This is a genomic window from Ciceribacter azotifigens (assembly GCF_048159625.1).
In the GTDB taxonomy this organism is placed as follows: domain Bacteria; phylum Pseudomonadota; class Alphaproteobacteria; order Rhizobiales; family Rhizobiaceae; genus Allorhizobium; species Allorhizobium azotifigens.
In genome coordinates, this window is sequence record NZ_JBLQTA010000010.1 from 130,204 (window position 1) to 152,092 (window position 21,889).

19 protein-coding genes are annotated in these 21,889 nt (G+C 64.0%); 15 read left to right on the forward strand and 4 right to left on the reverse strand.

Translation table 11 applies throughout. From position 1 onward, the window contains the following. Positions 1-128 precede the first annotated feature (128 nt). Genes ACM6UT_RS15425 through ACM6UT_RS15440 form a run of 4 tightly spaced genes read left to right on the forward strand, consistent with a single transcriptional unit; the run spans position 129 to position 3,452 of the window. A complete protein-coding gene (locus ACM6UT_RS15425; RefSeq protein ID WP_416798226.1) occupies positions 129-1,034 on the forward strand; it encodes an ABC transporter permease in 906 nt (301 codons plus the stop codon). A gap of 1 nt (position 1,035) precedes the next feature. Beyond that, on the forward strand, positions 1,036-1,854 hold the full coding sequence (locus ACM6UT_RS15430; RefSeq protein WP_416798227.1) for an ABC transporter permease: 819 nt from the start codon (positions 1,036-1,038) through the stop codon (positions 1,852-1,854). Between the two features lie 12 nt (positions 1,855-1,866). After that, positions 1,867-2,610: an aspartate/glutamate racemase family protein gene (locus ACM6UT_RS15435; RefSeq protein WP_416798228.1), complete on the forward strand. Its 744-nt coding sequence runs from the start codon at positions 1,867-1,869 to the stop codon at positions 2,608-2,610. Then, positions 2,610-3,452, forward strand: a complete 843-nt coding sequence (locus ACM6UT_RS15440; RefSeq protein WP_416798229.1) for a GNAT family N-acetyltransferase — start codon at positions 2,610-2,612, stop codon at positions 3,450-3,452. The genes ACM6UT_RS15435 and ACM6UT_RS15440 overlap by 1 nt, the downstream gene beginning before the upstream one ends. Before the next feature lie 12 nt (positions 3,453-3,464). Here ACM6UT_RS15440 and ACM6UT_RS15445 read toward each other — a convergent pair whose 3' ends face one another. After that, on the reverse strand, positions 3,465-4,466 hold the full coding sequence (locus tag ACM6UT_RS15445; RefSeq protein ID WP_416798230.1) for an AraC family transcriptional regulator: 1,002 nt from the start codon (positions 4,464-4,466) through the stop codon (positions 3,465-3,467). A 123-nt stretch (positions 4,467-4,589) separates the two neighbouring features. On the opposite strand from ACM6UT_RS15445, the gene ACM6UT_RS15450 reads away from it, so the two are divergent. Then, positions 4,590-5,114, forward strand: coding sequence for a DUF2380 domain-containing protein (locus tag ACM6UT_RS15450; protein WP_416798231.1), 525 nt, complete (start codon positions 4,590-4,592; stop codon positions 5,112-5,114). 69 nt (positions 5,115-5,183) lie between these two features. Here ACM6UT_RS15450 and ACM6UT_RS15455 read toward each other — a convergent pair whose 3' ends face one another. Further along, the gene (locus ACM6UT_RS15455) at positions 5,184-7,331 is read right to left on the reverse strand and encodes a two-component system sensor histidine kinase NtrB (protein ID WP_416798232.1); all 2,148 of its coding nucleotides are present in this window, start codon (positions 7,329-7,331) and stop codon (positions 5,184-5,186) included. Further along, positions 7,328-8,071, reverse strand: a complete 744-nt coding sequence (locus tag ACM6UT_RS15460) for a response regulator transcription factor (protein ID WP_416798233.1) — start codon at positions 8,069-8,071, stop codon at positions 7,328-7,330. The genes ACM6UT_RS15455 and ACM6UT_RS15460 overlap by 4 nt, the downstream gene beginning before the upstream one ends. Positions 8,072-8,342: 271 nt before the next feature. Here ACM6UT_RS15460 and ACM6UT_RS15465 point away from each other — a divergent pair, with 271 nt between their 5' ends. The 10 genes from ACM6UT_RS15465 to ACM6UT_RS15510 all read left to right on the forward strand — a co-directional run bounded on the left by ACM6UT_RS15465 (position 8,343) and on the right by ACM6UT_RS15510 (position 20,738). Beyond that, positions 8,343-9,314, forward strand: coding sequence for an ABC transporter substrate-binding protein (locus ACM6UT_RS15465; protein ID WP_416798265.1), 972 nt, complete (start codon positions 8,343-8,345; stop codon positions 9,312-9,314). Between the two features lie 140 nt (positions 9,315-9,454). After that, positions 9,455-10,480, forward strand: coding sequence for an ABC transporter substrate-binding protein (locus tag ACM6UT_RS15470; RefSeq protein ID WP_416798234.1), 1,026 nt, complete (start codon positions 9,455-9,457; stop codon positions 10,478-10,480). Positions 10,481-10,566: 86 nt separating this feature from the next. After that, a complete protein-coding gene (locus ACM6UT_RS15475) occupies positions 10,567-12,798 on the forward strand; it encodes an ABC transporter permease (protein WP_416798235.1) in 2,232 nt (743 codons plus the stop codon). Beyond that, the gene (locus tag ACM6UT_RS15480) at positions 12,795-13,856 is read left to right on the forward strand and encodes an ABC transporter ATP-binding protein (RefSeq protein ID WP_416798236.1); all 1,062 of its coding nucleotides are present in this window, start codon (positions 12,795-12,797) and stop codon (positions 13,854-13,856) included. The genes ACM6UT_RS15475 and ACM6UT_RS15480 overlap by 4 nt, the downstream gene beginning before the upstream one ends. A gap of 23 nt (positions 13,857-13,879) precedes the next feature. Further along, complete coding sequence (locus tag ACM6UT_RS15485; protein ID WP_416798237.1) at positions 13,880-14,677, forward strand: inositol monophosphatase family protein; 798 nt, start codon at positions 13,880-13,882, stop codon at positions 14,675-14,677. 389 nt (positions 14,678-15,066) lie between these two features. Beyond that, a complete protein-coding gene (locus tag ACM6UT_RS15490; protein WP_416798238.1) occupies positions 15,067-15,996 on the forward strand; it encodes a sugar ABC transporter substrate-binding protein in 930 nt (309 codons plus the stop codon). A gap of 71 nt (positions 15,997-16,067) precedes the next feature. After that, positions 16,068-17,606, forward strand: coding sequence for a sugar ABC transporter ATP-binding protein (locus ACM6UT_RS15495; protein ID WP_416798239.1), 1,539 nt, complete (start codon positions 16,068-16,070; stop codon positions 17,604-17,606). A 29-nt stretch (positions 17,607-17,635) separates the two neighbouring features. Beyond that, a complete protein-coding gene (locus tag ACM6UT_RS15500; protein WP_416798240.1) occupies positions 17,636-18,664 on the forward strand; it encodes an ABC transporter permease in 1,029 nt (342 codons plus the stop codon). Positions 18,665-18,852: 188 nt separating this feature from the next. Beyond that, positions 18,853-19,296 (forward strand): archease, encoded by a 444-nt coding sequence (locus ACM6UT_RS15505; RefSeq protein ID WP_416798241.1) that lies wholly within the window; start codon positions 18,853-18,855, stop codon positions 19,294-19,296. 11 nt (positions 19,297-19,307) lie between these two features. Continuing rightward, on the forward strand, positions 19,308-20,738 hold the full coding sequence (locus ACM6UT_RS15510; protein WP_416798242.1) for an RtcB family protein: 1,431 nt from the start codon (positions 19,308-19,310) through the stop codon (positions 20,736-20,738). Between the two features lie 34 nt (positions 20,739-20,772). On the opposite strand, the gene ACM6UT_RS15515 is transcribed toward ACM6UT_RS15510, so the two are convergent. Continuing rightward, positions 20,773-21,885, reverse strand: a complete 1,113-nt coding sequence (locus ACM6UT_RS15515) for a Gfo/Idh/MocA family protein (protein WP_416798243.1) — start codon at positions 21,883-21,885, stop codon at positions 20,773-20,775. Positions 21,886-21,889 lie beyond the last annotated feature (4 nt).

A 21,889-nucleotide genomic window follows, 5' to 3' on the forward strand; every position in this document is an offset into this window, starting at 1 on the left:
CACCCGCGGCTTCGCCGCGACCTCCCCCCTCAAGGGGGAGGTCTCAGCACGGTCTCTCCCCCCTTGTGGGGAGATGGCCGGCAGGTCAGAGGGGGTATTCAATGCGGCTAACCGAGGGTGCAAGAACCATGACCGCAGTGCGATTTATCGGCGTTGGCGAGGACCGACCTGAGCGCTCCATCCGCCTGCCGGGCTGGCTCGCCTCCTATCTGCAGGCCGCGCCGCTGGTGCTCATCCTCGACGTCTTCCTTCTCGTTCCGATCGTCATGATCGGCGTCGTCAGCTTCTGGGACTACGATTTCGCCCAGATGTATCCGGATTTCGTCACCTTCAACTATTCCGAGACGCTCGGCTCGTGGGTCACCTGGAAGACCTATCTCAACACGATCAAGTTCGCGGCGATCGTCTGGGCGATCACGCTCTTCGTCGGCTTCTGGGTCGCCTATTTCCTCGCCTTCCATGTTCGCAGCGCCGCGATGCAGACCGTGCTCTTCCTCGTCTGCACGGTGCCGTTCCTCACCTCGAACATCATCCGCATGATCTCGTGGATCCCGGTCCTCGGGCGCAACGGGCTCATCAACAGCGCGCTTGTCTCCTCGGGCATCGTGACAGAGCCGGTGGAATGGCTGCTCTATTCCGATTTCGCGGTCGTGCTCGCCATGGTGCATCTCTACACGCTGTTCATGGTGACGCCGATCTTCAACACCATGATGCGCATCGACCGCTCCCTCCTGGAGGCGGCGCGTGACGCCGGCGCATCCGGCTGGCAGACGCTGGCAAACGTCGTCATTCCGCTCGCAAAGCCCGGCATGGCGATCGGCACGATCTTCGTCGTCACGCTGGTGATGGCCGATTTTTCGACCGTGCAGGTGATGTCCGGCGGCCAGAGTGCCTCGGTCGCACTGATGATGAAGAACCAGATGTCGCTGCTGCAATATCCGGCAGCCGCGGCGAATGCGGTCGTCCTGCTCGTCCTCGTCCTCCTGATGGTCGCAGCCATCCTGCGCGTCGTCGACATCCGCAAGGAGCTCTGACATGTACCGGGAAAAGCGTTCGCGCGAATTCTATGTCCTCGCCGCCTTCTTCGGGCTCTTCGTGCTGTTCCTCTACGGTCCGCTCTCGGCGATCCTCATCCTCTCCTTCCAGGGGCCGAACGGCGGCCTCACCTTCCCGCTGAACGGCGTGTCGCTGCACTGGTTCGCCAATCTCCTCGAACAACAGGCCGTCGGCGATTTCGGCGGTTCCTTCCGTCGCTCCTTCGCGCTCGGTCTGATGGTGATGGTGGTCACCGTCCTCGTGTCGCTGCTTGCGGGGCTCGCCTTCCGCCGCCGCTTCGTCGGGGCGTCGGCGCTCTTCTATCTCTCCGTCGCAAGCCTCGTCGTCCCCTCGATCATCATCTCGCTCGGGATCGGCGTGCTCTTCAGCCAGCTCGGATTGCAGCCGGCCTGGTATTCGTCGGCCTTCGGCGCGCACCTCACCTGGACGCTCCCCTTCGGCGTCCTGATCATGTTCGCCGTCTTCAACCGCTTCTCGCCCGCTTACGAGGAGGCCGCCCGCGACCTTGGGGCGAGTGCCTGTCAGACCTTCCGCCATGTCGTGCTGCCGATGATCGCGCCCTCCCTCGTCGGTATCGGCCTCTTCGGCTTCAGCCTCTCCTACGACGAGTTCGCCCGGTCGCTGATGACGTCCGGCACCTACAACACGCTGCCGCTCGAGATCTACGGCATGACCACCAACGTCACCACGCCGGTCCTCTATGCGCTCGGAACGGTGACCACGCTCTTCTCCTTCCTCGTGATCGGCGGGACGCTGGCGCTGATCTCCTTCATCAATCGCCGTCGTTGCGACGGTTGAGGTTGCCCATTCATGCGCATCGCCGTCATCAATCCGAACACGACCGCCAGCATGACCGCAACCATCGGAGATGCCGCCCGTCGCGTCGCCAATCCCTCGACCGTCATCGATGCGATCACCTCGTCGATGGGGCCGGCCTCAATCGAGGGCTATTACGACGAGGCACTCGCCGTGCCGGGGCTGCTCCTCGAAATCGTCAGGGCGGAGAAACAGGGCGCGGCGGCGGCGATCATCGCCTGCTTCGACGATACCGGCCTCGACGCCGCCCGCGCGCTCGCGTGCATTCCGGTCATCGGCATCTGCGAGGCGGCGTTGGCGGCGACCAGCTTCATCGCCCAGCGCTTCTCCGTCGTCACGACCGTGGAGCGCTCGCGTATTCCCGTCGAGGCGCTCGTCCACCGCTACGGCATGGCGGGGCGCTGCATGGTCCGCGCCGCGGACATTCCCGTCCTCTCGCTCGAAGACCCGCAATCGGACGCCCGCGACCGTCTGCGCAGCGAAATCGCCGCGGCGCTGAAAGGTGATCGGGCGGAAGCGATCGTGCTCGGCTGTGCCGGCATGGCCGATCTCGCCCTCGATCTCCGGCGCGAATTTTCCGTACCCGTGGTCGACGGCGTTGCCGCCGCCGTCAAGCAGGCGGAGGCGCTGGTGGCCATGGGCTTGTCCACGGCCAAGCGAAGCGCTTATGCTCGGCCGGTCGACAAGCGATATGACGGGGCGATGGGGGCCTTCGCGCCGTCAGCCATGGGGGTGTGATGGACGAGCCGCAGCCGGAAATCCGCATTCTCGACGGTGCCGGGGTCGAGCGCCTCGTCGGCTGGGCCAAAGACGAAGGCTGGAACCCCGGCCTCGCCGACGCCGCGGCGTTCCGGATGGCCGACCCGGACGGCTTCCTCGGCTGCTTCCTCGGCGGAGAACTCGTCGCCGGCATATCCGCCGTCGCCTACGGAGAGGACTTCGGCTTTATCGGTCTCTATATCTGCCGTCCGGAGTATCGCGGCAGGGGCTACGGCAAGCTGGTCTGGGATGACGGCATGACCCGTCTAGGAACGCGCACGATCGGGCTCGACGGCGTTCCGGCACAGCAGGCGAACTATGCCCGCATGGGCTTCGTCGCGGCCTATGACACGCTGCGCTGGAGCGGGCGGCCCGCGCATCCGCAACCGGGGGCCCATGTCGTCGCAGTGACACCGGAGCTTGTTCCCCGGATCCTTGCCTATGACCGCCCCCACTTTCCGGCCGAACGGGACGGCTTCTTGCGAGCATGGCTGGATGAGCCCCGCCACGCCCGGGCGGTGCTACGGAACGGAAGCGTGCACGGCTATGCCGTCGTCCGGGAGTGTCACGAGGGTTTCAAGATCGGGCCGCTCTTCGCCGACGGCCTCGAGGATGCCAAGGCCCTTGTCGCCGCCTGCGCGGCGGCCTCGGGCGGCGGCACGCTTCATATCGACGCTCCCGTCGGCCAGGAAGCTTTCGCCGAACATCTCTGGGCACTCGGTTTTTCGGAAGGGTTCGCGACCAAGCGGATGTACCGGGGGCCGGCGCCGAGACTTGTGATGGACGACATCTACGGCACGACGACGCTCGAACTCGGCTGAATGGCCAATACCCTACCGATGTGAGGAGCGTCCGGTAAGCCGCCATTCCCGCGGAGACATGCCCTTCCAGCCGAGGAACGCGCGTGTGAAGTGCGCATGATCGGCATATCCAAGGTGCAATGCGATCTGCGAAAGTGACATTTCCGGCAGCGAGAGCAACATCTCCGCCTGACGTTCCAACACGACCGTCAAGACCTTGTCGAAGCTGGTGCCTCGCTCCGCCAACCGTCGCTGCAAAGTACGCCTCGGTAGCCCAAGACGACGGGCCACCCGGTCAATCGTGGGGCGGCCATCCAGTAATTCCAGGAGGACCAGATGCTCGATGCATGTCAGGAGGTCGTCGCCAATCGGAGCGTCGGAGCAATCCGGAGTAGCCGGCGGCTCTGATCGCACGGGCTTCAGTGCATCAAGCTGGTCGGCCGGGAAGTAGAGGACAGCTTCGGTGCCGAGGACAAGTGCAGCGCCCAACGTGCGCTCGGCTTCCGACCGCGCCTCGATCTGCGACCCCGATACGACGGCCCGAAGCGGCGTCCAGTTCCTTCCGAGAAATGATCGTATCAGATCTGTCATGTAACCGAGGGCCAGGAACTCGTTCTTCTGCCGTCCAGTTTCATTGCAATCGGTCAAGCTGTAGCTCCACCTCGCCACATCATCCCGAACGGTGAGATCTATCCGGGTGCATGATTGCAGCAGTGAACCCATCAGTTGGTTTGCGCTGAAGATCGCCGCTTCCAGCCGCTCGGCGGCCAGGACGCGTTCCCCGAGAACGCCAAGGCCCGCCACCCCGGACTTCAGAGAAAGACGCGCGGGGAGCACCGGGTCACCAACCTCCTGGGAGGCGAATTCAAGCAAGCGAAGCTGGCTACGCAGCGGAATAAGCCGTTCGGGGTAATCGGTAATCCCGAGCGGAACTTCGGCACGCGAGAAAACGCGAGCGACGTTTCCCCCCGCCCGTTCAACGGCATCGACGATCGGCCCCAGGGACCGCGCTTTTGTCAGCCCGAACCGTGCCATAAGGCGGATATTGTCACCGGCGTGGCACCAAATGGCAAGAATGCAGGGCGTTCCAGGGCAATATTCGTCGAGCAGAGATGAGAGGGGCACAGACGGCAAACGAACTCGGGAGGAGTCGAACCAATGAAAACATCAGCGAGATTTCGTTGCACAGTTTGTGCAATCGTTCCAATCCTAATCGGCGTCGGCGTCCAGTCCTCGATCGCCATGGCCGAAGGCGCAAAGGCGCCAACCCTCGCCATTGCCGATTTCGACTTTAAGGATACCTCTGGCGAAATCCGGGACCAATCAGCCATACATCAGAAGCGGCTGTCTGCGCTCGTGTCGACGGTGCGGGAACAATTGTCGGAAGACCGCAGGGTCGACGTCACCTCCATGGATTGCGGACATGACCAATGCACTCCGCGTGGATTGGGGCTCGCGACGCTGTCAAGGCAGGCGAAAGCAGCCGGCGCGAGTCATCTGCTGATTGGCGAGGTCCACAAGATGAGCACTCTCGTTGGATGGGTGAAATACGCATTGCTCGATCTCCAGTCCAATCGGCCGACTTGCGACCGTTTCCTGACCTATCGTGGCGATACGGACGAAGCCTGGCACCGCGCCGCAAAATTCGTCGTGCAGGACGTCGAACGGAACTGTCTTCCCTGAGTGCGTATCTCGTCACCAGGTTTTCCTGCGGCCGGTTCGAGACTTCGTCGGATGACAAGCGCAGATCGTTCAGAGCGTACTGCCACGTTCCGGCTGCGACGGCGTCTGGGTTGCCGGTGAGGCGCCGTACCGACCGGGGTGAGCTGTGGGAAGTTCCAGCGTCAAGGTGGTTCCCACACCCACCCTGGATTCGATCTTCGCGTCGCCGCCGCTCTGGCGGACGAAGCCGTAGACCATGGCGAGCCCGAGGCCCGCTCCGCCGTCTTCGCTTCGGGTGGTGAAATAGGGCTCGAAGGCCTTGTCCACGGCTTCCGGCGACATGCCGACGCCGGTGTCCTTCACCGATACGGAAACGGCACCGCCATCCGCCCGCGCCCCGACCTCGATGGCGCCGCCATCGGGCATCGCCGCAGCGGCATTCAGGCAGAGATTGAGGACCGACTGCTCGAAGAGCGCCGGGTCGACGTCGATCGTCGGGAGGTCGCTCGCCAGGTCGAGCCGGATGTGACATTTCGGGCCGACGGCGATCTCCAGAATATCGGCCATGCCGCGCAGAAGGGCCGAAAGGTCGACCGTGCTCGGACTGATCGGATGCTGGCTGCCGACCGACAGCATGCTCGCCGCAAGGGCCCGGCCGCGATCGGCCGCCTTCCGGATGCGGGCGATATGACGTTTCTGACGGTCGTTGAACCCCTGCTCCCTTTCCAGGAGCCCCAGACTGCCGGTTATGATGCCGATCATGTTGCCGACTTCGTGGCTCACCTGATGGGTCATCCGCATGATCCCGTCGAGGCGCTGGGCTTTGGCGGCCTCCGCCTCCTGGCGGTCCGTCTCGGTCACGTCGCGCGCGAGAAGCACGATGCCGCCGTCCGGCTGCCGGGACAGCGAGATCTCGATGACGCGGCCGGCGTCCGAGCGATGGCGCAGCACTGCGCGTTCGGCGAGCCGCCCCGCCTCGTCCGCTTGCGGCAGGAGGACCGGGTCAATCTCCGGGATCTGTTCGACAAACCGGCGCAAGGGAAGCTTGCGCGCGGAACCCGATTGTCCAACGAGCTCGATCACGCGGCGGTTCATGGTGATGGGGCGCCCGGCGGCATCGAAGAGCGCGATGCCCTCGTTCATGTTGCGGAAGGTCGAGCGAATGGTACGGGCAGCGGCCTCGGCGGTACGGCGCAGGCGCGACACGCGGTCGACGCTTTCCTTGAAGGCCGAGAAGGCGACCAGCAGCCGCACCAGTTCCGTCTCCGAGCCGGAATAGGCCGGCAGCGCGACATTGCTTTCACCCTTGGCGAGGGCGTTCATGCCGTTCGAGAGCGCGACGATGCCGCGCGAGACGCGCATGACGGAGCGGATCGAAACCACCGCGACGACGAGAACGAGGAGCGAGGCCACGGCGACGATCACCAGCAGACGGCTCAGCGCCGCCGACGTCGTCGCGAGGTCCTCGTTGAGGCTGCGGGTTATCACCTCGCTCTGTGTTTCCGTTGCGTGGGAGAGCTGGCGGGAGACAGAATGGAGACGCGTCACAGCGCCCCGGATCGCGAACATTTCCAGCAGATAGCGTGTCTGCGCGTCGAACACGCGCTTGTAGGGTTCGAGGTCTGCCGCCGCGACAGCGACCGAAGGTGCTGAGGTTTCCGCGACGTAGCGGCGCAGCAGCTCCCCGAGCTGGAAGAGGCTGTCCGAATTGGATGCCGCCTGAACGATCCCGTTGAGGCGCCGCCGCAGACCGGCGTCGACGATGATCTGCCCGGTGGCGATTTCGCCGAGTGCCGCCGCCGCGTCCGCCTTGTGCCTCTGCGCGGCTTCTGCGTCGTCGACCAGGCGCACGGTCTGCGTGCGGATCGTCTGCAGAAGCTCCAGAACCTCCCGGCTCGCGAAACCCTTCTGCGCGTTCTCGCGCGACTGGCTCTCTATGGTCTTCAACAGATTGTCGACCTGGACCACGACGGCGCGGCTCTCACTGGAGACGCGGTACGGCGATGTCGCATTCATGAGGAAGGGCGCGCTCGACACGAGGTCGGATACCTGCCGCGAGACCAGCGACGCCTTGGCGAGACCGGAAAAGGCCTGGAGCCCGTAGGCCGCCATCTCGTCGCGTGCCTTCTGGAGGCCGTAGATCGCCGTAACCGCCAGGCTGAGCGCCAGGAAGCAGATGAAGAGAATGGCAAAGGGCAGTCGGAATGCGATGGAGGACAGGAACGGACGACTGATCACAGCGCCGGCTCGGCATCGTCGGTGTGGAGGACGTAGCCCTTGCCCCGGCGCGTCTGGATATGACGCGGCAGATCCGGGTTGCGCTCGATCTTGCGCCGCAGCCGCAGGATCAACACGTCGACATTGCGATCGACGTAGCGATCGCTTTCCGCCCCGAGGCGATCGAGGATCTGGGCGCGGCTCACAGGCACGTTAGGACGCTCCGCCAGGATCTCGAGCAGCGCAAATTCCGCCGTCGTCAGCGTGCGGCTGCGATCGACGAGGCAGACCGCGTGTCGGCCCTTGAGGTCGACCGCCCAGTCGCCGAGGCGGAGCGACGATGACGGTTGCTGCTCGCGGTCGCCTTCCCTTTCCTGTTTCAGCGAAGGGACTGTCCGTCGAAGCACCGCCTTCATGCGCGCGGTGAGTTCGATCGGCTCGAAGGGCTTGACGACGTAGTCGTCCGCGGCGGTTTCGAGCCCGAGCACGCGGTCGGTCGCACTTCCCGCGGCCGTGACCATGACGATGCCCACGCTGGCCTGCGCGCGAAGGCGCTGGGCGAAGGCGCGCCCGGAAGTGCCCGGAAGATTGTGGTCGACCAGGACCAGATGCACGGACTCATGCTCCAGCAGCCTGGCCGCCTCCTCCGCCGAGCCTGCGGTGACGGGCTGCCAGCCTTCGGCCTCGACGAGATCGGAGATGAGTTCCGCCATGTCCGGATCGTCCTCGACGATCAGAATCCTCACCTTCTCCTGTAGCATGCGTCCGTCCTCCCGGCGCCATCATAGGCGGACGGAGGACAATGTTCAAAGGCTCGCTCGTTATGGTCGTCCGTCACATTTGTAACTTTTGTAACGCCTGCAACACCCCTCGGCCCTGCGGCGAAACATCGGTAACCATTCTTAAATTGCAGCGTGCGCCGGATCTGGCATGCTGTCTCGCAGGACCGGAACGGGGAGGTTCCGGGGGAGGAGCGTCAAAGTGCGAACAGTCGCTGTCATCAGTCTGGGAGTGACCCTTTGGCTCGGCTCGATGCAGCCGGGCGCGGCGGCGACAACTCTCAACGTCCTCTGCGGCGTCGACGAGAGCTGGTGTTCGGTTATGAAGGCGGCCTTCCAGGCGAAGACCGGCACCGAGATCACGATGGTGCGCAAGAGCACAGGCGAGATTCTCGACCAGGTCCGGGCCGAACGCGACCGGCCGACGGTAGACGTCTGGTGGGGCGGCACCGGCGACACGCATCTTCAGGCGGCCTCCGAAGACCTTCTCCAGCCGTACAAGTCGCCACAGGAGCGGGATCTCCTGCCGTGGGCGCAGAATTTCTACGCCATGTCGGGTGGGCGATCGGCTGGGGTTTATGCCGGCGCGCTCGGCTTTGCCTACAATTTAAAACTTCTGGGCCAGTACAAGGTGCCCGCTCCGACCTGCTGGCGTGATCTCACCAATTCCGCCTATCGCGGGCTGATCCAGTCGGGCAATCCCAACTCCTCAGGAACCGCATTCACGACGCTTGCGACTTTCGTACAGCTCTTTGGTGAGGAGGAGGCGTTCCGGTTCATGGAGATCCTCGACCGCAACATCGCTGACTACACGAAGGCCGGCGCCGAACCGGTCAAGGCGGCCGCCCGGGGCGAAACCCTGATCGGAATATCGTTCATGCATGACGCCGTGACGCAGAAGGAGGCCGGCTCTCCCCTGGTGATCGTCGCGCCCTGCGAGGGAACGGGCTACGAGATCGGCGCCGTCAGCATCGTGAAAGGCGCCCGCAATCTCGATGCGTCCCGTGCATTCGTCGATTTCGCCCTCAGCCCCGAGGGACAGGCGACGGGGATCGCCGCTGGACAGAACCAGGTTCCGTCTAATGCGAAGGCGGCGCTGCCCGCGACGGCACCCGACATCTCAATGATCAAGATGGTGGACTACGACTTCGCCACCTTCGGCTCCCCTGAAGAGCGAAGTCGGTTATTGAGACGCTTCGACACGGACATACTCGCCGTCCACTGACGGCTCTGAGAGCTCCAGACCCGATCCAGGTTCCAGGAAACGGACCGCGACAGCGCGGCACCGATGGGCCCTGCCGTGCCCGCGAGGATCACGGCCCGGTCCCGAACAGAAGTCAGACGCAACGCAACAGGAGGAAAGCCATGCGACTGAAATCCCTCTCGATCCTGCTCTTTGCCGGCACCGCGCTCGGTGCCGTCGAGGCCCGTGCCGCAGGCGAACTCAACCTCATCTGCTCGGCCGATGTCGTCATCTGCGAACAGATGAAGGGCGACTTCGAAAAGAGCCACGACATCAAGGTGAACATGGTCCGCCTGTCGTCGGGCGAAACCTATGCCAAGATCCGCGCCGAAGCCCGCAACCCGAAGACCGACATCTGGTGGGCCGGTACGGGTGACCCGCACCTGCAGGCGGCATCCGAGAACCTGACGCTCGAATACAAGTCTCCGGCACTCGACCAGTTGCAGGACTGGGCGCAGAAGCAGGCGGAAAGCTCGGGCTACCGCACTGTCGGCGTCTATGCCGGTGCGCTCGGCTGGGGCTATAATTCCGAGATCTTCAAGACGAAGGGCTACAAGGAGCCGGCCTGCTGGGCCGATCTGCTCGCGCCGGAGCTGAAGGGCGAAATCCAGATCGCCAATCCGAACTCGTCCGGCACCGCCTACACGGCACTTGCGACCCTCGTGCAGATCATGGGCGAGGATCAGGCCTTCGACTACCTGAAGAAGCTCAACGCCAACGTCTCGCAATACACCAAGTCCGGTTCGGCACCGGTCAAGGCCGCAGCGCGCGGCGAGACCGGCCTCGGCATCGTCTTCATGCATGATGCCGTCGCCCAGGCAGTGGAAGGCTTCCCGGTCAAGGTCGCGGCACCATGCGAGGGCACCGGCTACGAGATCGGCTCGATGTCGATCGTCAAGGGTGCCCGCAATCTCGACAACGCCAAGGTCTGGTACGACTGGGCCCTTTCGCCTGAAGTGCAGTCGCGGATGAAGGATGCGAAGTCCTTCCAGCTGCCGTCCAACAAGACCGCCGAGGTGCCTGAGCAGGCGCCGAAGTTCGAGAACATCAAGCTCATCGACTACGACTTCAAGACCTACGGCGACTCGGCGAAACGCAAGGCGCTGCTGGAGCGCTGGGATCGCGAGATCGGCGCGATCGCCAACTGACGAAGCAATGGCTGCCGCACCCGGCGACTACGCCGGGGTGCGGCCCGGTCCTGAACTTTTCGAACGTGACGAGAGCGAGGTTCGCCGTGACGAATGGCAATCGCAGACTGGACATCGTCCTTGCGCTGGGGGCGGCGGCGCTGACGCTCATGCCCTGGTACCGGATTGAGGGCGGCTACTTCGGTTTCGGCTGGATCGCCGATTTTCCTTCCACAGCCGAGACGGCTCCGGGGCTGCTGCAAATCACGAGCCACGGCAAATTCTGGCTCGTCGGTGTGGTGCTGTTCCTCGCCCTCGCAGGCCTCGCCCGCAGCCTACGGGATCCGGCACGGCGTGGCCGCGGCCTGGTTCTCGCCGGCGCCCTCGGCCTCCTGTTTCTCTCGCTTCAGGGCCTTGCGGTCAGCTTCACCGGCTGGACCTGGACGATCAGCGAGACCCTGTTCGGCTTGCTTGCGGACGGCCAGCCCTCCATGGGGGCCGGCGCCGTCCTGATGTCGCTGGTCTTCGTGCTTCTTGTCGCCTTCGGCCTCGCCGAGCGAGGCGTGATGAAGGGCGACGCCTTCATCGTCGGCTCGATCTCCGTGCTCGTCTTTCTGGTGACGGTCTTCGTCTTCTATCCGATCGGCAGCATGTTCGTCGGCGCGGTGCAGGATTTCGACGGCTCCTTCAATCCCGACAATTTCATTCGCAATGCCCAGGACCCGGGCATCTGGAGCCTCGGCTGCGTGTCCGGCGGCGAACGTTGCGGTGTCGCCTGGCGCACCCTTTTCCTCGCGATCATGACGGCGCTCGGCTCGACCCTGCTTGGGCTTGCCTTCGCGCTTCTGTCGACCCGCACGCACTTTCCTTACAAGAAGGGATTGAGGCTGCTGACTGTCCTGCCGATCATCACGCCGCCTTTCGTCATCGGCCTCGCCCTGACGCTGCTCTTCGGACGCGCCGGCGTCGTCACCGAAGTAGTATCCGGGCTGTTTGGGCTCGAGCCCGGCCGCTGGCTCTATGGTTTGACCGGCATCTGGATCGCGCAGGTTCTTTCGTTCACGCCGATCTCCTTCCTCGTGCTGATCGGCGTCGTCGAAGGGGTAAGCCCTTCGATGGAGGAAGCCTCGCAGACCCTGCGCGCCGACCGCTGGCGGACCTTCGTTCGCGTGTCGCTGCCGCTGATGAAGCCCGGCCTCGCCAATGCCTTCCTGATCGGCTTCATCGAGAGCATGGCCGATTTCGGTAACCCGCTGGTGCTGGGGGGAAGCCATGGTGTCCTGTCGACGGAGATATTCTTCGCGGTCGTCGGATCGCAGAACGATCCGTCCCGCGCTGCCGTGCTCGCGATCGTGCTCCTCTCCTTCACGCTTTCGGCCTTCCTCGCGCAGCGCCTCTGGCTCTCCGGCAAGAATTTTGCGACCGTCACCGGCAAGGGCGACAACGGCGTTCACATCGCGCTTCCGCGCGGCCTCTCCGTCGCCGTGCACGCGGTGGCGATCCCGTGGATGATGTTTACCGTGGTGGTCTACGGCATGATCCTCTTCGGCGGTTTCGTGAAGACCTGGGGCCTCGACAATTCGCTGACCCTCGACCACTACGCACGTGCCTTCTCGATCGGCTTCGAAAGCGGCGGGATTGCCTGGACGGGCGTGGCGTGGAACTCCTTCTGGACGACCATGGAGATTGCCCTCGTCTCGGCACCGCTCACTGCCACTGTCGGGCTGCTCACCGCCTATATCATCGTCCGCCAAAAATTCGCCGGCCGAAACCTCTTCGAATTCGCGCTGATGATGAGCTTCGCCATTCCGGGAACGGTGATCGGCGTCAGCTACATCATGGCCTTCAACCTCCCGCCGGTCGAAATGACCGGTACTGCGCTCATCCTGATCGCCTGCTTCGTCTTCCGCAACATGCCGGTCGGCGTGCGCGGCGGCATCGCGGCGATGAGCCAGCTCGACAAGAGTCTCGACGAGGCGTCGCTCACATTGAGAGCCGACAGCTTCCGGACGATCCGCAAGGTGATCCTGCCGCTGATGAGGCCGGCGCTCAACGCCGCGCTCGTCTATTCGTTCGTGCGGGCCATCACCTCGATCAGCGCCGTCATCTTCCTGGTCAGCGCCCAGTACAACATGGCGACCTCTTACATCGTCGGTCTCGTTGAGAATGGCGAATACGGTGTGGCGATCGCCTACTCCTCGATGCTGATCGTGGTGATGCTCGCGGTCATCACCGGTTTCCAGTTCCTCGTCGGAGAGCGCCGCCTGCGCCGCGAAAATCGTGTCGCCGCAGCCCCCCGAACTCCCTCTGTCGCCATCGGTCAGGAGAAAGCCGTATGACCAGCCACAAGCCCGGTTCCGTCGTCTTCGAAAATGTTCGCAAGAGTTTCGGCGTCTTCACTGCAATTCCCGATCTTTCCCTCACCATCGAGCCGGGCACGCTGGTGACCCTGCTCGGCCCTTCCGGCTGCGGCAAGACGACAACCTTGCGCATGTTGGCCGGCCTCGAACACCCGACCTCGGGACGCATCCTGATCGGCGGCAAGGACGTCACCATGCTGCCGGCGAACGCTCGCGACGTGTCGATGGTGTTCCAGTCCTATGCCCTCTTTCCGCACATGACCGCCCTCGAAAACGTCGCCTATGGTCTCGAATCCTCCCACCTCGGCAAGAAGGTGGCGCGGGAGAAGGCCGAGCACGGACTGGAGCTCGTCGGACTTGCCGGAATGGGCGGGCGTCTGCCGGCCGAGCTCTCCGGCGGCCAGCAGCAACGCGTCGCCGTCGCGCGCGCACTGGTGCTGGAGCCGCAGGTGCTGCTTCTCGACGAACCGCTTTCCAACCTCGACGCACGCCTGCGCCGCAAGGTGCGCACAGATATCCGAGACCTTCAGCAGCGGCTGGGCTTTACCGCGGTCTACGTGACCCACGACCAGGACGAAGCCCTCGCCGTATCAGACCGGATCATCGTCATGAAGGACGGGGAGATCGCCCAGTCCGGCGCACCGCGCGAACTCTACGAGGCGCCCGCCTCCCCCTTCATCGCGGATTTCATGGGCGAAGCAAACGTCATTTCCTGCGAGGTCCTTTCCGTCGATGCCGACCGCGCGCTCGTCAAGGTCGGCAGCCTCGAACATCATCTGCCGGGAAACAATGCGAAGCGTGGAGCCGCGAAGCTCGCGGTGCGGCCGGGTGCGATCCGCCTCGGCGGCGGTGAGGAGCCGGGGCTCAGGGGCCGGGTCCTGCATTCCGCCTATCTCGGCGACCACATCGAGTACGAAGTCGAAACGGACGTCGGCGCCTTCTTCGTCGTCGACCATTCCGTCGAGCGCGGTTTCGCTCCTGCCGCCGACGTCACACTGGCTTTCAAGAACCGTGGCATTGCACTGATCACGACATGACATCTCCACCGAAGGAAAGAAGTATGAGCATGCAAGACACCGATATCGATCAACGGTTTTCGCTGGCGCGGTCCATTGCGGAGGAGGCCGGGCGACTTGCGCTTGGCTATTTCGAGAACCGGGGCAGCCTCGTGATAGAGACGAAGCGCGACCTTCAGGACGTCGTCTCCATCGCCGACCGCAACGTCGAGACGCTGATCCGGGACCGGGTGGGGGCGGCCTTCCCGCAGGACGGTTTCCTCGGTGAGGAATTCGGCCACGTTGAAGGGGCCTCCGGCTTCACCTGGGTCGTCGACCCGATCGATGGAACGGCACCCTTCGTCAACGGCATGCCGACCTGGTGCGTCTCGATCGCCGTCCTTCACGGCAATGCCCCGGTGGTCGGCGTGGTGCACGTGCCCTGCGACAACGAACTCTATGCCGCCGCGGCGGGCCGCGGCGCGAGCCTCAACGGCAAGCCGCTCACACTCGATCCGACCCGCACGATCCAGAACGCCATGACCGGTATCGGCTGCAACACCTATGTGGCTCCCGAACGGGTCGGACGGATCATCGCCGGCCTGCTCGGCATCGGCGGCAACTTCATCCGCAACGGCTCCGGTGCCCTGATGCTCGCCTATGTCGCCGCGGGCCGCCTCGTCGGCTATTACGAGCCTTATATGCGCGCCTGGGACTGCATGGCCGGCTACTGCCTCGTGAAGGAAGCCGGCGGCGACTATCTGCCGTTCCCGACCGAAGGCGAAGCCCTGATGCAGGGTCATCCTGTTCTGGCGAGCAATCTCTCCGCCTATTCTGAACTGTTGGCGCTCGATCAGGGCTGACCGCCGCAAGGCCGGGCCGACGCCGGAGAATGATGCAGCCCCGCGACCCGGTCGCGGGGCTTTTTCGTCGTGCCTGGTTGCGCGTGGGACGACCGCGCGGCGACCTTTCCCCGCAGTGTCATTCCCTGAAAAATGGAACGGGAATTCCAGGCACTCCCGGCGCCCGTCACGCTCCTTTCCACGATTTTCCGGATTCTTCGCCAGAGGTCCTCATTCGCCCGTTGACGGCTATCCGAAAAAATGGAATAAATTATCTGCATTTTGACACGCACGGTCTGTTTATTCCGTTTTGCGCATCGCGTGGGGAGCGCGGGCCGAATCCACACGGCCGGAAAATCCGGCTTCCGGCAGGAGCAAGGTGAAGCCGGGCACCACTGAGGAGGAAAGAAATGAAGAAGTACATTCTTGGCGCTGCGCTGTCGGTCCTGATGGGTACGGCCGCTCACGCGGAAACGATCGGCGTCTCGATGGCGCTATTTGACGACAACTTCCTGACCGTCCTGCGCAACGGCATGTCCGACTACGCCAAGACGCTCGACGGTGTGACCCTGCAGATCGAAGACGCTCAGAACGACGTCGCCAAGCAGCAGAGCCAGATCCAGAACTTCATCGCCGCCGGCGTCGATGCAATCATCGTGAACCCGGTTGATACCGACGCCACCGCCGCCATGTCGAAGATCGCCGCCGATGCCGGCGTCGCACTCGTCTACGTCAACCGCGAGCCGGTCAACGTCAACGAACTTCCGGAAAAGCAGGCGTTCGTCGCTTCGAACGAGGCCGAGTCCGGCACGCTCGAAACCAAGGAAGTCTGCCGTCTGCTCGGCGGCAAGGGCAAGGCCGTCGTGATGATGGGCGAACTCTCGAACCAGGCCGCGCGCATGCGTACCCAGGACGTGAAGGACGTCCTTGCCACCGACGAGTGCAAGGGAATCGAGATCGTCGAAGAGCAGACGGCCAACTGGTCGCGCACCCAGGGTTCCGACCTCGTGACCAACTGGCTCTCGGCCGGTCTGGAATTCGATGCCGTCATCGCCAACAATGACGAAATGGCAATCGGCGCGATCCAGTCGCTCAAGGCCGCAGGCCGCAGCATGGACAGTGTCGTGATCGCAGGCGTCGACGCCACGCAGGATGCTCTTGCCGCGATGGAAGCCGGCGACCTCGACGTCACCGTGTTCCAGAACGCAGCCGGCCAGGGCAAGGGCTCTGTGGACGCCGCCCTCAAGCTGGCCAAGGGCGAGGCTGTCGAGAAGAAGGTCTACATTCCCTTCGAACTCGTCACCCCGGCCAACCTCAAGGACTATCAGGCCAAGAACTGATCTCGCAAGCAAGGCTTTCGGAATGCGGGTTTCGGCCCGCATTCCTGTACAGTTAGGGAGGAGAAGTCGCGATGGTCAGCCCGTCCACCATGGCCGCCGTGCGCAAGAGCGGCGCCGTTCCGAACGCCGAATACCTTCTGGTCGCCGAAGGCGTGCGCAAGGAATTCCCAGGTGTCGTCGCCCTGGACGACGTGTCCTTCCGTCTGAAACGTGGCAGCGTGCATGCGCTTATGGGCGAAAACGGCGCGGGCAAGTCGACGCTGATGAAGATCCTCGCCGGCATCTACCAGCCCGACCAGGGAACGGTGCGGCTGAAGGGCGCCGAAATCGAGCTCAATTCGCCGCTCGACGCTCTGGAGAACGGCATCGCCATGATCCATCAGGAACTCAACCTGATGTCGTACATGACGGTCGCCGAGAACATCTGGATCCGCCGCGAGCCGTTGAACCGTTTCGGCTTCATCGACCATGCCGAAATGAACCGTCGGACAGCAGCGCTCTTCAACCGCCTCAACATATCGATCCACCCCGAAACGCCGGTAGGCGAGCTTTCGGTCGCCAACCGCCAGATGGTCGAAATCGCCAAAGCGGTCTCTTACGAATCCGACGTCCTCATCATGGACGAGCCGACCTCGGCACTCACGGAACGCGAGGTGGACCACCTCTTCCAGATCATCCGCGACCTGCGTGCCCAGGGGATCGGCATCGTCTACATCACCCACAAGATGAACGAGCTCTTCGAGATCGCCGACGAATTCTCCGTCTTCCGCGACGGCAAGTATATCGGCACGCACGCCTCTAGCGACGTCACCCGCGACGACATCATCCGCATGATGGTCGGCCGCGAGATCACCCAGATGTTCCCGAAGGAGGACGTTCCGCTCGGCGAAGTCGTGCTGTCGGTCAAGAACCTCACACTCGACGGCGTGTTTCAGGATGTTTCCTTCGACGTGCGCGCCGGCGAAATCCTCGGCGTCGCCGGCCTCGTCGGTTCCGGCCGGTCGAACGTCGCCGAGACACTCTTCGGCGTGACACCTGCCTCATCCGGGGAGATCGCGATCGACGGCAAGCGCGTTGTGATCACTAGCCCGACGGAAGCGATCCGCAACCGCATGGCATTCCTGACCGAGGATCGCAAGGATACGGGCTGCCTGCTGGTCCTCAACGTCCTCGAGAACATGCAACTCGCGGTTCTTCAGGACCGCTATGTCCGCAACGGGTTCGTGCAACAGAGCGAACTTTCAGCGGATTGCGAAGAGATGTGCCGGAAGCTTCGGGTCAAGACCCCGAGCATGGACGAGCGCATCGAAAATCTTTCGGGCGGCAACCAGCAGAAGGTCCTGATCGGCCGCTGGATGCTGACGAACCCCAGAATCCTGATCCTCGACGAGCCGACCCGCGGGATCGACGTCGGCGCAAAGGCCGAAATCCATCGCCTGGTTACCGAGATGACCCGGAAGGGCGTCGCGGTCATCATGATATCATCTGAAATGCCGGAGGTTCTCGGCATGAGCGACCGCATCATGGTGATGCACGAGGGGCGCGTCACCGGCTTCCTCGACCGGGCGGAAGCCACACAGATCAAGGTCATGGACCTGGCGTCGCGCTGATGCCGTCCAGGACTGACAGGGAGGTTAGAATGAACCAACAGACCGCGACCAAGGGCGATGTCGACCTGAAGACGGGGACGCCGCGCACGCGCAGGATGCCCCCCGAGGCAAACATCTTTCTGGTTTTGATCGGCATCGCGCTCGTCTTCGAACTGCTCGGCTGGCTGCTCGTCGGCCAGAGCTTCCTGATGAACCCGCAGCGTCTGACCATCATGATCCTGCAGGTATCGGTGATCGGCATCATCTCCGTCGGTGTGACGCAGGTCATCATTACCGGCGGCATTGACCTCTCCTCCGGTTCGGTGGTCGGCATGACTGCGATGTTCACCGCGAGCCTCGCCCAGGCGTCGACATGGTCGCGGGCGCTCTATCCGAGCCTGACCGACCTGCCATTCTTCATTCCGATCGGCGCAGGAATCCTGATCGGCCTGCTTGCCGGCTTCATCAACGGACAGCTGATCGCCAGGACCAAGATCCCGCCTTTCATCGCCACGCTCGGCATGATGGTGACGGCACGCGGTATTTCGAAGTGGTACACGAAGGGCCAGCCGGTTTCGGGCCTCACCGACCAGTTCAACTTCATCGGGACGGGCGTCTGGCCGGTGATCGTCTTCCTCGTGGTCGCGCTGATCTTCCACATCGCATTGCGCTACACCCGCTATGGCAAGTTCACCTATGCGATCGGCGCCAACGTGCAGGCCGCCCGCGTCTCCGGCATCGATGTCGAGAAGCACCTGATCAAGGTCTATGCGATCGCAGGCATGCTGGCGGGTCTCGCCGGCGTCGTCACCGCCGCCCGTGCCCAGACCGCACAGGCCGGCATGGGCGTGATGTACGAGCTCGACGCGATCGCGGCGGCCGTCATCGGCGGCACATCCCTCTCGGGCGGTGCGGGCCGCATCACCGGCACGGTGATCGGCACGATCATCCTCGGTGTGATGACCTCCGGCTTCACCTTCCTGCGGGTCGACGCGTACTACCAGGAGATCATCAAGGGCATGATCATCGTCGCCGCCGTCGTCGCCGACGTCTATCGCCAGAAGAAGCGCAAGGTCTGACGAACTCCTCCCCGTCAAACCGAACTGGCGGCGCCCCGGCGCCGCCATTCTTTTTGTAGGCCTCCCCAAGGTCAATGTTTGACGAGCATCAATGCGCGAGGCTGGGAACCAGCGTCTAATTTTGCTAGACCTAATAGACAAGGCGCGCAGGTCGCGGGACCGAGTGTCGCTGCGGCTGGGAGGCGGCGATGGAAGGGCATGAGCAGAAGACCGGGCCGGCCCGCATGTGGGAACTGTTCCCGCACGACGCGGATGTCGGCGTGCGCGGCTTCGGCGCAAGTCCGGCCGAAGCCTTCGAACAGGCGGCCCTTGCGCTGACGGCGGCGGTGACCGACGAGCCGGTCGAATCCAGAACGTCGGTTGAGGTCGAATGCAGGGCCCCGGCCCTCGACCTGCTCTTTGTGGAGTGGCTCAACGCGGTCATCTACGAGATGGCGGTCCGCCGGATGCTCTTCGGCCGCTTCGAGGTCAGGATCGACGCAGACACGCTGAAAGGCACGCTCTGGGGCGAACCGGTCGACATGCTGCGGCATGCGCCGGCGGCGGAGCCCAAGGGGGCAACCTACGGTGAATTGCAGGTGAGACAGGCCGCTGATGGCACCTGGTCTGCGGCCTGCATCGTGGATGTCTGAGGGAGTATGGGATGGACCCGGCACGTTTCACCCAAGTCGACCCGTTCACGTGGTGCATCGAGCCGACGGGCGCCATGCGTGTTCCGGCGATCATCTATGCGGACGAGGCGCTGATCCAGGGGATGGACGAGAAGGTCTATCTGCAGGCCTCCAACGTCGCATCGCTGCCGGGCATTGTTGGTGCCTCCTACGCCATGCCGGATGCCCATTGGGGCTACGGCTTTCCAATCGGCGGGGTCGCCGCCTTCGACGCCGACCACGGCGGCATCGTTTCGGCGGGCGGCGTCGGCTTCGATATTTCCTGCGGTGTACGCACCATGCTGACGGGCATCCGCGTCGAAGCCCTGAAACGGGTCGCGCATGGCCTTGCGCAGGCGCTCTACCGCGATATCCCGGCCGGCGTGGGCAGTGAAAGCACGATCAGTCTCGACGACTTCGAGATGGACGACATGCTGCGGGGCGGCGCGCGCTGGGCGATCGACATGGGCTGGGGCGAGGAACGTGACCTTGAGCGCATCGAAGAGAACGGCCGCATGGCCGCCGCCCGGCCGGAATTCGTCTCCAACCGTGCCAAGGAACGTCAGCGCCGCGAGATGGGCACACTGGGGTCGGGCAACCACTATCTCGAAGTGCAGGCGATCGACGAGATCTACGATCCGGAAGCGGCTCGCGTCTTCGGACTGCAGACAGGCGAGGTCGTCGTCACCATCCATTGCGGTTCGCGTGGGCTTGGCCACCAGATCGGCAGCGACTTCCTGCTCGAGATGGTCGGCGCGGCGAAGGAGGCCGGCATTATCCTGCCGGACAAGGAACTCGCCTGCGCGCCGATCAACTCCGACGCGGGCCGCCGCTACCTCGGCGCCATGCGCGCCGGCATCAACTGCGCGCTCGCCAATCGCGAGATCCTCGGCCATTTCACGCGGCGGATTTTCCGGCACTTCTTCCCCGGCAACGAACTCACGCTGCTCTTCGACGTATCGCACAACACCTGCAAGGTCGAAGAGCACGAGGTCGACGGACGGCTCCGCGCCCTGCATGTCCACCGCAAGGGAGCGACGCGGGCTCTGGGCCCGGGCCATCCCGATCTGCCCGAAGCCCTGAGGGTTGCGGGTCAGCCGGTACTGATCGGCGGCAGCATGGGGACCAATTCCTACGTGCTGGCCGGCCTTGCGACAAGCGAGGAAAAGTCGTTCTCCTCCGCCTGCCATGGTGCCGGTCGGGCCTTGTCGCGCCATGCGGCGGCCAAACAGTGGGGTGGCCGCCAGGTGGTCGAAGAACTGGCTCGCCGCGGCATCATCATTTGCAGCCCGTCGATGCGCGGGGTCGCGGAAGAAGCGCCTGGCGCCTACAAGGATGTGGGTGCCGTGGTCACCGCCGCCGAGCAGGCGGGACTTGCCCGCCGGGTGGCGAAGCTTTCCCCACTCGTCTGCATTAAGGGTTGAACCTTCGCGCGAAGATATCTTCCGGCAGTTGCCGTCAGACGGCGACCCATCGCCGCTCGGCGAAGGAGCGTGCCATCGCATGGACGGACTGCTCGATGCGCAATCCGTCCTCGAAGTCGATCACATGAGCCTTGTCGCCGCCGATCGCGGCGATCAGCTCGCGGCATTCGATCACCTTCAAATCGTTGAAGCCGAGGCCGTGGCCGGGTGCCGGAATGAAGCGGTCGTAGGGCGGATGGTGGGGTGCGGCTAGCACCGTGCGGAACCCCTGCTCCTCGGCCCGGCCGCTTGCCTGATAGATCTGGAACTCGTTCATCCGCTCCTGGTCGAACAGGATCGAGCCCGCCGAGCCGAATATCTGGAGGGCGATGCGCCCCTTGCGGCCCCAGGCGGAGCGGTTTGCCATCAGCACCGCGGAAATGCCGCCCTCGAGCGTCATCAGAACGCTTGCGACATCGTGGTTCTCCACCGCCCGGTTTGCGCCCTCCTTCAGGGGCCGCTCCGCATAGGGTTTCACGAGATCGGCGACGACCGTCCCGACATGACCGAAGAGCGTGAAGAGCAGCGAAAGCGGGTGGACGGCGAAATCGTCGAGCGCACCGTAGCCGGACGTGGCCTCGCTCTTCCAGTAGAAGGGCAGGAAGGGGTCGGCCATGAAATCCTCGTCCATCTCGACGCGGACATGGTTGACGGTGCCGATCGCACCCTCGTCGATCAGCCTGCGGATATGGCGGATCATCGGGTTCTGGATGTAGTTGTAGCCCATGACGGCCGTGCGTCCGCTCCTCGTCGCTGCGTCCCGCATGCGGAGCGCGTCGGCATAGGCGGGCGCCATCGGCTTCTCGCACCAGACGTGCTTGCCGGCGTCGAGGGCGGCAATCGCCATTTCGGGGTGGAGGGCGTTGGGGGTCGTTACCGAAATCACGTCGATTTCCGGATTGGCAAGCAGGTCGCGCCAATTGCCGGTCGCAGTCTCGAAGCCGAATTCGGCGGCCTTCTTCCCCGCGAGCTCGGCATTAACCTCGGCGAGCGCTACCAGCCGCGGACGCGCCACGTCACCGAAGACGCTCGCGACATTGTTCCATGCGAGCGCGTGGCACTTTCCCATGTAACCGGTGCCGATCAGTCCGATTCCGAGACCTTTCATGCCT